General features: G+C 43.5%; 14 protein-coding genes. 13 read left to right on the forward strand and 1 reads right to left on the reverse strand.

Going from position 1 to position 14,845, the window contains the following annotated elements; genetic code table 11:
* Positions 1-18: 18 nt before the first annotated feature.
* Positions 19-387 carry an iron chaperone gene (locus IGJ44_RS06090; RefSeq protein WP_077454582.1) on the reverse strand — a complete coding sequence of 123 codons (369 nt, stop codon included), beginning with the start codon at positions 385-387 and terminating at the stop codon, positions 19-21.
* 418 nt (positions 388-805) lie between these two features.
* Between IGJ44_RS06090 and IGJ44_RS06095 the strand changes: the two genes are divergently transcribed.
* The 13 genes from IGJ44_RS06095 (at position 806) to IGJ44_RS06155 (ending at position 14,843) form a co-directional block, all read left to right on the forward strand.
* Positions 806-1,318 (forward strand): hypothetical protein, encoded by a 513-nt coding sequence (locus tag IGJ44_RS06095; protein WP_430606393.1) that lies wholly within the window; start codon positions 806-808, stop codon positions 1,316-1,318.
* Positions 1,302-2,657, forward strand: a complete 1,356-nt coding sequence (gene celB / locus IGJ44_RS06100; protein ID WP_010747912.1) for a PTS cellobiose transporter subunit IIC — start codon at positions 1,302-1,304, stop codon at positions 2,655-2,657. Before IGJ44_RS06095 ends, celB begins: the two co-directional genes overlap by 17 nt.
* Before the next feature lie 101 nt (positions 2,658-2,758).
* Positions 2,759-3,487 carry a GntR family transcriptional regulator gene (locus tag IGJ44_RS06105; RefSeq protein WP_074536894.1) on the forward strand — a complete coding sequence of 243 codons (729 nt, stop codon included), beginning with the start codon at positions 2,759-2,761 and terminating at the stop codon, positions 3,485-3,487.
* Positions 3,488-4,277: 790 nt separating this feature from the next.
* On the forward strand, positions 4,278-5,363 hold the full coding sequence (locus tag IGJ44_RS06110) for a DivIVA domain-containing protein (protein WP_430606396.1): 1,086 nt from the start codon (positions 4,278-4,280) through the stop codon (positions 5,361-5,363).
* 137 nt (positions 5,364-5,500) lie between these two features.
* Complete coding sequence (locus IGJ44_RS06115) at positions 5,501-6,808, forward strand: hypothetical protein (protein WP_194192986.1); 1,308 nt, start codon at positions 5,501-5,503, stop codon at positions 6,806-6,808.
* Positions 6,805-7,179: a hypothetical protein gene (locus IGJ44_RS06120; RefSeq protein ID WP_005235091.1), complete on the forward strand. Its 375-nt coding sequence runs from the start codon at positions 6,805-6,807 to the stop codon at positions 7,177-7,179. Before IGJ44_RS06115 ends, IGJ44_RS06120 begins: the two co-directional genes overlap by 4 nt.
* The gene (locus IGJ44_RS06125; RefSeq protein ID WP_430606398.1) at positions 7,112-8,491 is read left to right on the forward strand and encodes a glucosaminidase domain-containing protein; all 1,380 of its coding nucleotides are present in this window, start codon (positions 7,112-7,114) and stop codon (positions 8,489-8,491) included. The genes IGJ44_RS06120 and IGJ44_RS06125 overlap by 68 nt, the downstream gene beginning before the upstream one ends.
* Complete coding sequence (locus IGJ44_RS06130) at positions 8,484-9,527, forward strand: hypothetical protein (protein WP_430606399.1); 1,044 nt, start codon at positions 8,484-8,486, stop codon at positions 9,525-9,527. The genes IGJ44_RS06125 and IGJ44_RS06130 overlap by 8 nt, the downstream gene beginning before the upstream one ends.
* Before the next feature lie 13 nt (positions 9,528-9,540).
* Positions 9,541-10,995 (forward strand): hypothetical protein, encoded by a 1,455-nt coding sequence (locus tag IGJ44_RS06135; RefSeq protein WP_430606401.1) that lies wholly within the window; start codon positions 9,541-9,543, stop codon positions 10,993-10,995.
* A gap of 38 nt (positions 10,996-11,033) precedes the next feature.
* Positions 11,034-11,357 (forward strand): hypothetical protein, encoded by a 324-nt coding sequence (locus IGJ44_RS06140; RefSeq protein WP_016610400.1) that lies wholly within the window; start codon positions 11,034-11,036, stop codon positions 11,355-11,357.
* Positions 11,358-11,382: 25 nt separating this feature from the next.
* The gene (locus IGJ44_RS06145; RefSeq protein WP_061054319.1) at positions 11,383-12,078 is read left to right on the forward strand and encodes a type IV pilus modification PilV family protein; all 696 of its coding nucleotides are present in this window, start codon (positions 11,383-11,385) and stop codon (positions 12,076-12,078) included.
* A 43-nt stretch (positions 12,079-12,121) separates the two neighbouring features.
* Positions 12,122-12,808: a type II secretion system protein gene (locus IGJ44_RS06150; RefSeq protein ID WP_430606404.1), complete on the forward strand. Its 687-nt coding sequence runs from the start codon at positions 12,122-12,124 to the stop codon at positions 12,806-12,808.
* Positions 12,795-14,843 (forward strand): type II secretion system protein, encoded by a 2,049-nt coding sequence (locus IGJ44_RS06155; RefSeq protein ID WP_430606406.1) that lies wholly within the window; start codon positions 12,795-12,797, stop codon positions 14,841-14,843. The genes IGJ44_RS06150 and IGJ44_RS06155 overlap by 14 nt, the downstream gene beginning before the upstream one ends.
* Positions 14,844-14,845: the final 2 nt, after the last annotated feature.

The raw sequence follows: 14,845 nt of genomic DNA on the forward strand, positions 1-14,845 counted from the left end.
TACAAAGTCTCGATTGGCTCAGCGCCAAAAGCGGGTCATCTCCGCTTTGTCTTTCAGGTTGAAGGCGATCATGTCCTCAATCAATCCTTGATCGATCGGCTCAGTCCACTTGATGCGAAAAATGTTATCCGTATGGCTGTAGCCAGCTTTTTCGATGGCATCGGCAAACTGTTCAAGACACTTGGTTTCAGGGGAGACAGAAAAATGCGGTTTTGAAACGCTGAAACCGATAATAAAGGTCTCATGGGCGGTGAACATCGGCTGATTCCACTTGATGACTGGAACGAGGTCAGGAAATTTCTTGGTAATAGCGGCAAATAAGGCACGCAGTTTTTCTTGCTTTACTGGATCTTCAATGCTGGTTAAGTAAGTTTCTAATACATCCATTGGGAGGATCTCCTTTCGTTTTAAGGAACGAGTACAGGGAATGTCGATTGCTAAAAATAACGTGCGTTTGAAATCAAACATTTTGTTACTTAGAGTGTACTGTAAAGTTAGCAAGTTGACAAACCTGTTGCCTTGTGTGGGGGATAAAGCCTTCAAAAACAAATATTTTTTGCAAAAACGAATGCTAAAAATAACTTTTTCTCTACTTAGACAAAAACCAAACGTTAGGAACCTTCCATTATTATCCTGGACGGTTCCTTGAGATCAGCTTAACTTTTCAGAAACATCAAATGAAAAAGCAGATTATTTTCAGAGAACATTTTCAAAAAGAAATCGTTTGCATTCAACAAGAATTCTGCTAGAATATAACTTGTTCGAACAAGTTGTCGAGCGAAAGCAAAAGAAAGGAGGAGGACTTGTGACCAAAAGGAAACCGGTAACCCAAGCAGCCAAGAAAGAATATGCAAACAAAAGTATGCGGTTTAATCGTTTTTTACTTTTTCGTTATATGACTGCGATCTTTTTCTTTGTTAATCTTTATTGGACCATATTGAGTCTGTCTCAATGGACATGGGCTGGTTTGATTCCCATTGCCTTATTGATCGTTGATGGACTTATACTTATTGAACAAACTCAAAAATATTGGCAGCAATCGAATCGTTTACTGGTGACAAAAATCGGATATTGGCTGCAATTTGGCGTCAATCTGATTGCAATTCTATTTATTTTGATCGGACAGCAAGCAACGTTGATTCCTTTTATGAATCAATCGGGTAGAGGGATCTTACTTGCCTTGTTTTCTGTCGGCATGATGGCGTGTTTGTTCATCCAGCGTAAAGCGTGGTTGATCGAGCATGACCGCGACAAATATTTCACGTTTTTGACTACATTTGAAACTCAAGGAGGAACAGTCAATGGATTCAGAAAATAACAAAATGTTTGCCTTCTTGGACCGCTACTTAATGGGTCCAATGGGGAAAATCTCACAATTACGGATTGTTCGTGGGGTCATGGCAGCCGGGATGGCGTCGATTCCTTTCACTATTGTAGGATCTATGTTCTTGATCGTCAGCGTTTTACCACAAAGCTTCCCTGCATTAGAGGGCATTTGGAGTGCGTCATTCGATAAGATCCAAAATCTTTACATGTTAGGTAATACCGCAACGATGGGGATTTTAGCACTTTACTTCTGTGTCGTGTTTGGTTACGAGTACACCAAAATCCAAGCACAAGAAGAAAAAATCGTTCTTAGCCCAGTCAATGGCGCGTTGCTTTCAATGATGGCGTTCTTTATGTGCTTGCCACAATTAGTTTTTGAAGGCGGTATGGCAACATTAGTCAATGTCATTTCTGATGACCAAAAAATCATCGATGGTTGGGAAATGGCTGGCGGGGTGACTCGTTTAGGAACAACTGGGATCTTTACAGCGATCATCATGGCGATTATTGCCGTAAAAATCTACGCATTCTGTGTGAAACGCAATATTGTCATCAAAATGCCTGACACAGTGCCAACAGGAGTATCTTCATCTTTTACAGCATTGATCCCAACGGCACTGACTTCATTAGCTGTAATCGTCATCAATGGTGCATTAGTCGCAATGGGCACAGATATTTTCAAAGTCATTGCGATTCCTTTTAGTTTCGTGACGCAATTGACCAGTACTTGGATCGGACTGCTTGTTATCTACTTCTTCATGCATGCACTATGGATCGTCGGTATTCATGGAGCAACAATCGTGACCTCATTCTTGACGCCCATCGTGTTGTCAAATATGGTGGAAAACCAAAATGGTGCCAACATTGCCTTTGCGGGTGAGTTTAACAATAGTTTCGTTACGATCGGTGGTTCAGGAGCGACGTTAGGAATGGTGATTTTCATCGCCTTCTTTGCAAAATCAGCGCAGTTAAGTGCTTTAGGAAAAGCAGCGATCGTGCCATCCTTCTTCAATATCAATGAACCGATTTTGTTCGGGATGCCAGTGGTATACAACCCGTACACAGCGATCCCATTCTTCTTAGCACCGATGGTTTCAATGTCCGTTGCTTATTTTGGCATCAACTTAGGCTTTGTTAACCCACCGATTGCCCAAGTAGCGTGGCCAACCCCAATTGGCTTATCCGGCTTTATTGGTTCAGGTGGTGACTGGCGTGCCTTTGTCTTAGCAATCATCTGTGCAGTCGTTGCTTTCTTGATTTGGTTCCCATTCATCAAAATGTATGATGGCAAACTATACAAGGACGAACAAGCAAACGCAACGAAGGCATAATCAATCCGTTTTTTTGATAAGCCGGCTATGAAAAATAGCTGGCTTTTTTTACGCCAAAGATGATAATAGTAGTAGAGAATCCGAAGGAAAGGAGTAGGCAAATGACGAAACTCAGTATTGAAGACTTAGCAGCAGAATTGATCAGAAAGATCGAAGCGGGTGACATTGGAAATGAGCAGGGGAAGATGCCTAGTGAACGAGAGCTTTTGGCGATTTATCCAGTTTCTCGTTATACGTTACGTCAAGCCCTCAATAAATTGAGCAAGATGGGCTGGATCTACCAGATGCAAGGCCGCGGCTCGTATATTCGCTTTCAAAACAACCAAAAACCGACCATTGAACAAGGAGATCTTGGCTTCAATGAAGACTTGACACGGGGCGAGAAAAACATTCGAACGGTCAAAGCCTCAAAGCGGCTGGTCAAAGTATCAGAGGCGCTGTTTCTTCCAAGTCAAAAACAATTTGCGAAAGATCAACACTTTATCGAAGTCCAACGGTTTCGCACGCTAGATGACAAACCCTATTTGATTGAACGCTCCTATTATATACCTGAAATCGTAGGGGAGATCTCCGAAACGATGATGGAGGGGTCAATGTTCCAAGCTTTGGCAGAAGAAAAACAACTGTCAGTCGCCTTCATCGACAAGTTCATCCAAAGCAAACCGCTAACACAGGAACAAGCTGCGTTCTTTCATCTAGAAGAAGGCATGCCCGCACTGATCGTACGAGACGACAGCTATCTGAGAAATGGGGAGCTATTAGCCTTTTCGATGATCCATTATGATTATCGGATGGCGACATTATACATGCATAAAAAGTTGTTCGTTTAAAGAAAACTGATTTTCAAGAAACGGTTCTTTCTTTTTTTGAAGGCAAGAGAAAAGCAGCCCATTAGGGAGAAAAAAACTTACAGTTGCGGAGCAGCGGACTGGAACTTGCTTTCAAACTGAGAAAAAAGGGATCGCTTCCAATGGATGAAAGATGACTGAGCAAGAAAACTATATAATAGGTAAAGAATCGATCAGCGACCTTGGCTTATAAGGACGCTGATTTTTTTTGTGGGGATTGATCAGCGGTTAAGAAGGCGTGATTGTTGATTCAAGATAAAGATCGTTTAAAGCAGACCATTCGTTTCCTTAATACGAGGATATTTTGCTCATTTTTTAACAATATTGTGTGGATAATCGGCTTGCTCTGACAAATATTTCATCAAGTGAAGAAATATCTGATTTTTCAATCTGTTTTTGCTTTGATACTATCAAATAGACAACAGATGTTCTGCGAACGGAAGCCGTCTTTTCGTTTAATGGCTATTTTATTGAGAAACAGGCCGATTCACTTACTTGATTTCTATCTTCCAAAATAATTGGAGATCGTGGAAATGATGGGATGTGGTGGTTTTTGCTTTCTTTTTTGAGCGAATGACGGCAAGAAGGAAACGGACATCACTGCTCAAAAGGTCACAGCAGAAACGTCAGCTCGTTTGAAAGAACGACCGCGGATAGAACAGCCAAAGTGCAAACTTTCACGAAAGTAGACGTTCAAGCAGACCCATTTGTAGACACACTAAATTGTTCAACGAATCAAATCATCGATGAGTGAGGAATCAGGAGGGGTAACATGGCATTATTTCGCAAAAAGAAAGATGAAGAAACTTACGAAGGCGTTCATGTCTACGACGAGGAATATGATGAAGAAGAGTACGACGAAGACGAGTACGATGATGAAGAATATGATGACGATGAGTACGACGATGAAGAATATGATGACGACGAGTACGAGGGTGATGAGTACGAGGAAGAGGAATATGAGGAAGATGAGTATGAAGATGATGCCCAAGAAGAGCTACTGGCATTAGAAAATACCGTTTCACAACTGACCAAAACCGTCGAACATTTGACCAAGCAATTGGAAAACAAACAAGAATCCATCAATCGGATGGCTTCACAAGCGACGCAACAAGAAAGTATCATTTATGAAAACAAGCAACTGCAAATGCGTTACAACGAGTTACAGCAGCAGTTAAAAGAAGCAGAACGTCAACAAGAAGCCCTCAAAACCAATTATGAGCAGGAAATTGAGCAGTTGACAAGTCAAGAAGACGAATTGATCGAAGTAGAAGAAGAACTCGAACAATTGCGTCAAAGAGAAGATGAACTGCTAAAAGAATTAGAAGCGAAAAGCAAGCAAGTTCAAGCTTTTGAAGAAAAAGCGATTCATTTAGAAGAAAAAGCAGCGATTATCGAAAACTACAAATTAAAAGAAGTCGAAAGCATGCGGCGGATCACTTCGCTTGAAAATGAAAATCAACAGTTGAACTTGCGCTTGCAAGAAGCGGAAGCGAAATATCGGGATCTTGAACGTTCAAGAGTCGAACAACTGGCAGATAAGAATGTTTTACAGCGTGACTTGGAACGTGAACTGGCTAAGGTCGAACAAATGAAGGACGAGCTGGCGACGATTTTGATCGAAGCAAAAGAAAAAGCACGGGAAACCGCTGCTGAAGCAGAACTGGAAGCCGACAGAAGACGTCAAGTGGCGGAAAATGAAGCTCACAAAATCATTTCAGAAGCATCGATGGAAGTGATGAAAATCCGTCAAGAGATCAAGCAATACCAAGAACGACTTACGGCGTTTCATCATGAGTCGAAAGGGTTGTTTGAGCAGTTGATCCAGCATAGCAAAGTGTTGAATCTTCCAGACTAAAAAGAAGGTTATGAGTCGGAATAGACGAAAAGGTCTGCTAAATAATTTCCGAGAGCGACACGACAAAGGAGGGAAACCCACTAGGACCATATATGCTGTATAAGAAATCACAGGCAACAACTACGACTTGATTTCTTATGAGAATGTTGGTTATTGGGACGAATGTGACGAATGATATTTTAAAAATTGCCATCTATCCAACCTTGAGTCCAAATCTTGAGGAATTATTTTACAAACAAGAGGCACTTCCATCAGTAATCACTGCCTGTGACAACCTCTATCAAAAAAAGTGGCCGCTCAAATCGTCGATTCGCAAACAAGTGACGCATTACTTTGAGCAATTTTATTCCATCGAAGCCTTCACCCATCATATCGAGATGGAGATCTTACGGAAAAAAATCGATTACTCAAAATTACGCATTCCCTTGGAACAGCAATTTCCTCAGTTTGTGTGGACGCAAATCGGCATCAATCATGTGTCCGATGAGAAAAGCAATTTGTTTTTGGAGTTTGTACCAATCGCATACACAGAAGAAGAGTTTCCCTTTACGATTCAGTTGGATGCTAGCTTGCAGCAGCAAGCCCCCGCTGGTGTAAGTGATGCGAACGACTTTAAAGAGCAACTGGCAAAAATCGTACAAAGCGTGATCGACGAACAAAATGTCACGTTTGTGAGTCGCCCGAAAGCGCAAGTCCATGAAGAAAAACGGCAAGGCAAAACCGATGCAGTGAAAAAAGAGCTGGAAGACACGCTCGAGTTCCAAAAGGTCAGTGCGGATGAGCCACCAAAGTTCAAAAAGAAAGTTCGCAAAAAAAGCAGCAAAAAAAAACAGTCAAAAAAAGCCAAGCAATTGCCCAAAGTCAACGCCAATGAATTAGCGTTGGAAGAAGAGGCGAAACGAGAACGAGCAAGCAAAGAGCGCTTGCGCTTGGCCAATCAAAAGCTTGAGATCTACATCGAAAACTTAGAAGCCTCTTTGATCAAAAATAGTATCCACTATTTAAACAGCTTGACCGATGAAGAAGACGAGAACTGGCATACGCAATTGAAGATTAGCTTACGAGAATATACCTATCTTTTTCAAAAAGCCAAATACCTGGAACAGGTTTGGCGCATCAATGACAATCTCGTACAAAAGATCGAAAAAATGACGTTGAACGAAAAAGAGTTGACCTATGAGAGAGGACAAGTGCAGCAAGTGGTCGACAACAACCTTTCTGCTAAAGATATCAGCTTGGTTTTTTATGAGTGCAGCGTGATTGAGTCACGGGTCAAATTGTATGAGCGACCATGGTTTAGAAAACCCTACGCACGTATTATGAAGATGGACTATGACAATCTTTTACGAAAAGCCGCGTACTTTGATCTTCTCCAAAGCGAAAGCTATCTATTAGAAAAAAAAGCATTGATCGAAGGCAATACAGACGTTAGGAGCAGTCTATGAGAACCCAAAAGCAAAAACAACGATTCTTATTCTTATACCGCATCTACTTTATTGCTTCTTTGATCCCATTAGCGGTATTTTTGCAGCTGACCGCCTATTTTTATCTCTCTGCCTTTCGAGAATATGTCACTATCAGTCACTTGTTTTTACTCGCTCTTTTGCTAGGTTTTACGATGTATTTGCGGAACAATGCGTTTCATTATCAATTGCTACTTGTGCAGCTCGAGAAAAATGAAAGCAAAGACCATGAACGACCAAAAAAAGGCACCAGCAAGAACAGCCCCAAGGAGGAGGATCAAGAAGATGAAAAAGCCCAGAAGAAACGTAAAAAGTCTGTTAGCGATCGGAGCATTTATCGGAATCATCAATAATCAAACGATTTCTGAAGCCATGGTTCGATCGATCTTAGGTGTAGAACCATCTACTTATATGGAAACCATCGATGCACAACGAGAAAGTCGTGGACAATCGATAATGGATGCCCTCCGACCGGTCTCTTACGAAGGAGCTGACAGGATAACGGAGCCACTTGATACTCCTCCAGAACAAACAAATGAAGGCCTCCCAGAAGAAGCGGAGCAGGCCGAAAAAGGAACGGAAGTCCAAGTCGTAAATGATGTTGAACGACCAACAGATGATGGGCAGACAGACGAGGAAGAAACAGAGAGCGGCACGGATGAAACAGAAGATCAAGAGGCCGAAGACGTTCCGTCGACGCCAGAGCCTTCAGAAGGCGATCAACAGCCGAATCAGCCTGCTAGACCAGAAACAAATGAGGAAGAAACCAACAATACCAACAGCAGCAACAATAGCGGAAACAACCAATCAAATGGGAATCAAACCAATCAGGACAAAGAAAAAGATCCCGATCCAATCACTGAAGAACCAGAATCGCCGATTGATGAAGAAGAGCGGGAAAGCAACTTTCAGTTTTCGGTTTCTCGTAATCTAACGACACAACAATTCATCAATGAGATTGGTTCTGACGCGCAGGATGTTGCCTATAACAATGATCTTTATGCTTCAGTGATGATCGCACAAGCCATCTTGGAGACTGGCTCAGGAAATAGTGCCTTATCCAGTCCGCCAAACCACAATCTCTTTGGCATCAAGGGCAGCTTTCGTGGGCAAAAAGTGACCTTCAATACGCAAGAAGATGATGGAAGTGGTGCGTGGTATACGATCTCTTCCAATTTCCGTAAATACCCAAGTTACCGTGAATCCATCGAAGATTACGCTCGCTTACTAAGAGGAGGCATCACAGGCAACCCGCGCTTTTATGCCCCCGTTTGGAAAGAAAATGCCCCGACCTATCGGGAAGCAACTGCGTGGTTGACCGGGCGCTATGCCACGGACATCCATTATGACCAAAAGCTGAATGCGTTGATCGAGGCCTATGATCTAACCATCTATGACAACGAGCCGACCGAAGAGGTCTTGGAAGAGATTGAACGCACACGTGCACAAGCAATTGAAGCAGCCCGCAAGGAAGAAGCGGAGACGACCCGTTCGTTGTTTGAAGACTTGCAAAGAAGCTCGGCAAATCGTCGAGGCTCAGGGAATTTGCCAGCGTCCATTCGTACCGTCAAGGATCGCTTGCAGGAAAATGCCAATGCCAATACTTATGCAAACCAATTAAGAGGGATGGAACGAGCGGGCAGCGAGGTAGATGCCGATGAGTAATCAGTCGCAAGTACCTAGAAGGAAAAAACGCCCGTCACAGCCTGCCAATCGGGAAAAAAAACGAGAACAATCAGAGGAGACACCAAGAAAACCCAGAATCGAAAAGTTTCAGGCGGAAGGAAAAAAAGCCAGCACTTCTAGTGGCAAGAAACGACCAAAAAAGCCGACCCAAAAAGAACCGACAGGACAGGCGCCTGCGAAAAAGAAACGAAAAAAAGCGGCTGGCACAGCGAATCGCCCAAAATTACCAACCGAAAAGCAGCATCCTAGTAAGCAAAAAGAAAGAGCTGCTGCCAGTACGACCACTGAAACACCACGCAAAAAGAAAAAGCGTTCACCGCAGCAAGCACGTCCAAGCCAGCGCAACGAGCAGGGGAAAACCAAGAAATCAAGTAATCCGAATGCCAAATCAAAAGGGAGCCATAAGCAAGGCAAAAAACCAGCGGAGGTTTCCCAGAAACGACCAACCCCGCAAAAAGGCAAAGCTGCGACGAAGAAACCAACAGCTAAAAAGAAATCTGGTGATCTCGTACTGAAAATCATTTATCTGATTTTCTTGGTTTGTAGCATGACTGTCCTATTTACGTTTATCGGCTTATATGTGACTGATCAAAATGAGATGACGGTTTTCAATCATCGGGTGGTGCGTTTATCAGATAATGGGATGGCGAATCTTGACAGCTCCGCATTACGCACACAAGATTTGATCATTTTAAGAGAACAAGCTTTCACTCAAGTACAGCCAAACGGGATCGGAGTCTTTACAAATAGCTCAGGAACAGGCTATATTGCCCGCCGAGTACTATCGATCGAGGCTGACGAAGAGCAAGGCTATCATTTATCCGTCATTGGTGATGGACAGGCATTTGGGGAAGAAGCCATCGAAGCAGACCGTTTCGTTGGGGAAGTCTCAATGAGTATCAACCATGTAGCAGATGTGTTTCGTTTTATTGATCAAAACTTGATATTATCTATCATCTTCTGTGTATCATTGATCGCCTTATTCATTCTATTAGGCATTTATCTCTTTACTTGAGAGCCGTCATTACTTGAGAAAAGAGGAAACAAGGTTGCAAAAAAAAATAGTGTTAAGAAATAGTATCGCGGGTCTGCTTTTCTTTCTTTTGTTGCTTAGCATCTTGATTTGGCAGAATAATCAGTCTATTCATATTCGTCGTTTAGCGGATGAAAATGAAGTGTTCGAAAAAATCGAGATTTTGGAAGAATGGCAGGAACGAATGACCCTTACAGGGACGACGATCCAACGATCCGTTCGGGTAATGAACGCTAGTGAAGTGCCAGTCTTTGTCCGAGCAAGCTTTGAAGAAGTGCTGCGCTATATCGCGCCAGACAGTGAGGAAGCAGATTTTGAGCAGGCGGCAGATGCGAGTGATGCGCCAGACTTATTACCAGTACTGTCTCGCTTTGATGAAAACGAAATTTTAGCAAGAGGGTATCAGAACGTGACCCAGCAGATCCCAGAACTCATTGGAAATGCTCTTGATGGTCAAGTGATGGTTTGGATCAGCGATGAGACGATCGAAGAGTTGGCACCCACGCCTCCCTTGGATGCCTTCGATAGTGAAGAGATGCAGGAGTTATTGGGGGAATTAGACGCTGAAGAACAGGAAAATCCTGAGAACTTCTACGATCGCACCGAAGGCAATGAAGAAATGGAGGAGCCACCGTCATCAGACTTGATCGATGGTCCACCAGATCTCTGGCAAGAACCGGTCCTTGTCGAAGCTCACTTCAGCTATTCCTTTCGACGAAACCAACAACCGGTCATGCAGAAAATGAGTGGGGAACTGCTGCTGCTCAATCCTGCTGATCCGGTTGCTGAGTGGACCTTTGAAGCAGCCAACTTGACCTATAGTTATTATCTTGAAGGGTATCGTTATTTTGTTCGAAACTGGGCGGAGTCACAGCTAGCCAGCCCCTTTTCCACCGGTGAGGAACCTACGGGATTCACGTATCTCGGAGAACAGGGAACGATTGACCAGTCGTCATTTGATTACACGACGACAGAATCTGGGTTAGGCAGTGCCTTTCAATTGCCAGAGATGATCAGTGCGTTTCCCGATGCTGCTGGTTTGTATCCGACCCAAACGGTGAAAACGCTAAGCAGCTTTGTCTCTGAAAGTCCCGCCCAGATCGACTCAGAAGCCATCATGATCGAATTCGGCTCTTTGAGCGATTACCGTCAGATCGATCGAAATACTTGGATCTATAATCCCGATGATGGCTGGTTTTATTATAGTTTCCCTTTGGACCGATCCTATCAAAGTGAAGACGGTTATGGCGTCACCCGTTCACTGATCGAACAAGTGATGATCGATACAAGTGTCGCAGACGATAGCCATCTTGCCTACGAACTTTTACCGAAAGTCGAAGTCATTCAGGCTTCTGATCGACAATCATTAAGGGAGGTCTTTCAGTTAGACAATGATCGGCCAGAGAGTGCCACTGCGATCATCTATCGGCATTTGCACTCACTTCAATAAGTTGCTAGAAAATAAGTCAAGGAGAGATTCACGTGAAAATGGTCATTGAAGAAATTGAATACCGTTATTTTCTTCAATACGGGAAGTATTTGGATTATTTCTACCAACAATACATGCAAGCGAATGTCGAAGATCCTGATGTTGAAAAAGGGATCGCCGAGATTCAGCGACTGGTTGAAGAAGAAAGGTATCATTATATCAGGGAACGAATTCGCATCACACGCAAAGCCAAAAAAAGTATTCCATTAGCTGACTACCCTGATTTCAATAAACTGATTCACTGGGGGTTCACCCTTAGCAAATTATCTTTTCTTGACCCAGATACAAGTATCAACCAGCTAGAAGAAAAGGATTCTCCTTGATCGGGGGCTAGGCAAAAAGCAGGTGATGAAACTGAAAAACGGCAGACAAGCACATAGAGTACTTGATGAATCAGGGTTCAGCCTTGTTGAGATCCTTGGAGCGATCGTCATTCTCGGGATCGCGATGGTCATGATCGCCATGCTGATCATCCAAAACAACCTGATCCTTAGCTACAATACCCGAATGGAAGAGGCCATCGCAGCACGAGATGACGTCAAGGAATGGCTAATCTACCGAGCGCAGACCCAAGATTTGGCGGATTTGAATATCGGGATCTTTACTGCTCGACCATCTTGGATGATGGGCGATCCAGATGACCCCTCAGAAATTCGCAGACACCATTTGGTCCTCGATAATTCAGGGATTCAATACAATGCGCAAGGGCAACCGATGTATGAAGAAATCCCGATTGCTGTAGATGATCTCAATCGGGGACGATTTATTCGCAAAGTGGTATACGATCATTCTGGCGCTCATTTGCCGCAGCCCTTGGCAAATTCGGAAGAAAATCGCCTCTATATGGGAACGTACTTGTCGGAGAATGAAGAAACCACCAACTATTTAGTCAAGGTCTCCATTCGTGAAGACCCCAGGCATGGACTGCGAGAAGACAGTTATGATCGTCGGCAGCTGGGCATCGGACTTATTATTCAGGTCTTCGATAAACAAACGGGCGCATTTTTGACAGAAACGTATCTGCATTGGGTAGTTGACTATTGAAAGGGCTGGCTGTTCTTGCGGAAGTTGCAAAGGAGGGGCGCAGATGAAGCATCGGTTACAAGATGAGCAAGGAGTCACGCTTGTCGAATTGTTAGGGGCGATCGTGATATTCGGCATTATCATTGCTCTCTTTTCTGGGACACTCTTTCTGATCGTCCAAGCCTCTGTCCGTCAAGGTCGAATTGCTGCCTTTCAAGGGATCGCGAATGAAATCATGGCGCAAGCAGACCAAATCGCCAAAACTGACGGCATCTATGAGCATGCGGGGTATTTAGGAAAATATGATAGTCTTCTTTTCCATGAGGAACATATTGTCAAAACCATGCCCGAAGGAACCTTAGGGGCAGCAATTACGGAAGAGGGCAGTCCGCGAATGGTTGTGACGGATATCACAGATACCAACAATATCCGTGCCAGAGTCTATGATACGAAAGACCCTACCATTAAGTTAAAGATCATTCAACAAAAAAATGAGAATGAAGCGACGCTGACCCATCACTATACGCCAAATTATCGCGATACGTTCAGTATCCAGACCAAATTTTTCGTTTTATTTTACACGGAAACGATCAATTTTGCGGATTATTATGATGATTTGACTGGCTGGTGGCAGATGGAGGATCTGGTCACTGATTACCACGAGCAGATTATCTATAGACGAGAATTTACGATCAATTATCGGGACAATGAGAAAGCAAGAGGGGGGGTACCGGGGAATGGACGATGGTAGACAAAATGAAGCGGGTTTTGCGCTGATTTATGCCCTCGCGGCGATCATTCTTTCCTCTTTGATGATTGGCTTGGTTTTCCTAGTTGCTCGAAATGTCAATTCACAAATTCGAACGGTAGATAGCTTCCGTCGCGTGGAAGATGTACACGAGTATTCCTTTCAACTCGCTTCTCAGGACCTAAAACTGAGAATAGATGATTTAATCACTCGAACCATGCAATCTGGCGGCTTCTATTCTAATAATAATGAATGGATAGACAATCTAGATAACGAATTGAGATTTGTGCTGGATGAAGTCGATGTGAATGAGACCATCGATAATAAATTTTCTTTTACCTCCTCTATCGTTGACTATGAATATAATGAGATCGCCCCTTATGTAATGACGAAATCTGGTGGGGAGCAAGGATGGATCCAAGCAGCCTCGATGCTGCCAGATAAAACCAATCTTCAAATCATTATTCAAATTCAATCGCAAGTCACGGATCAGACGCAATTGGCTGAAGGGCAGCCGCGAGTACATACAGCTTCTGCCGAATATATCTATGAAATGCAGCTTGAAGAAGAAGACCTCGAACAAAGACAAACACAGCTGGATATTTGGCGAAACATTTTTTATCCCTATTACTTACCCTCTACAGTAGGACAAGCGGTATCCGCCGATACTTGGGTTCGAAAATTATTCGAAGTCGCCGATTTCCAGCGCGTACGCCCATCATTTGATTATCTCGCCTTTGAATCGGATGACTTCCTGCAATTTGGGTTTGCCAACAATGTCCTGCAAGATTTTCAAGACGGCAGATTTTTAGATTTTCGTACAAAGCAGATTCTTAATCGGCTGCATTTCGATGGTTCCTTTTTCTTTAATCATGGGGTCCAGATGGAAGGACAGGGAAGCGGGCAGTTTTCGGCAAAAAGTCTGCTTGCGATCCAGAATGATGGCGGACAGCCTAGCAACGGGTTGAACTTGATCAAAGACGTCTTCTTGCAAGCGGGGTTAGGAATGTATATCGATTTGGGCAGTCGATCTGGCAGCCGCTTGGTCTTATCACAAGCATATACGGATATTTTTGCTGGAAACCTATGGATCAATAATACCAATAGTTCGGCTTCGAGAGTTGAGCAAGAAGGAGTTCTCTTTGCTGAAGGGCATCTGAATGTTTCTGCAAATTCACCAGATGCGGGCTCTGGATTAGGCGAATTAAATAGCAATTATTTTAATTTCTATCATCGAGAAGCCACGAAACAAAACCCTGCAGCAGATGGTAGTTTGACGTTTATGAAGCCATCGATGGTTCTGACGAGCAGCAATTTTTATGCAGGGCCAGTCACGGAAGGCTCGATCGTGCATAGTACCGAAGATACGGAACGAAGAATTACTGTTTATGGTGATTTTATGCTGACGAATACGATGATGCCGAGTGGTGGAACAATCGATGATTTCTCGTATTTTCAGAATCAAAATCAATTCACAGTGCCACATGACCCGTCAAGAATAACATTGGATGGCAGCAATACCATGATGGAGGTTCACGGGCTTTCATTTATTGATGCGCCGAAGACTGCTCGAAGACTGGCATTAGCAGAAGCAGGCAGCTCAGCGGTTTTTGATTCTTACTATGAAGATCCAGCGTATTGGAATCAAATCTCCTTAAAAAATGGTGCCCAGCTGATCTTGGGTCATACAGGCGTTGAACCCTTTCATTTAGCTGTGGATAGAGAGTCGACCTTTGTCATGGAAATACTGCCAGATTTGGCATTATTTGACCCGACTTTTTTAGCAACAGGGGCTCATAACCGTCGTCTTGAAGGAACGGTCGTTCTCGTACCTTACTATATGGATGACCAGGTAGAACTGGAAAATCAACTGCAACAATTAGGCGTCAATTATCGCGTCCGCGACTTTGAAAGTCAGGCGCAACCGGGGGAGGTAACGATCCTCAGAAGTTTTTTGGATCGAAACATGTGGTCTGATGATGAAGCATATTTAACCGTTACACGAATGTTTGACTATATCAACAAACTCGATTATTGAAA

The sequence above is a fragment of the Enterococcus sp. DIV1368d genome (genome assembly GCF_050542975.1).
GTDB classification, from domain to species: domain Bacteria; phylum Bacillota; class Bacilli; order Lactobacillales; family Enterococcaceae; genus Enterococcus_D; species Enterococcus_D casseliflavus.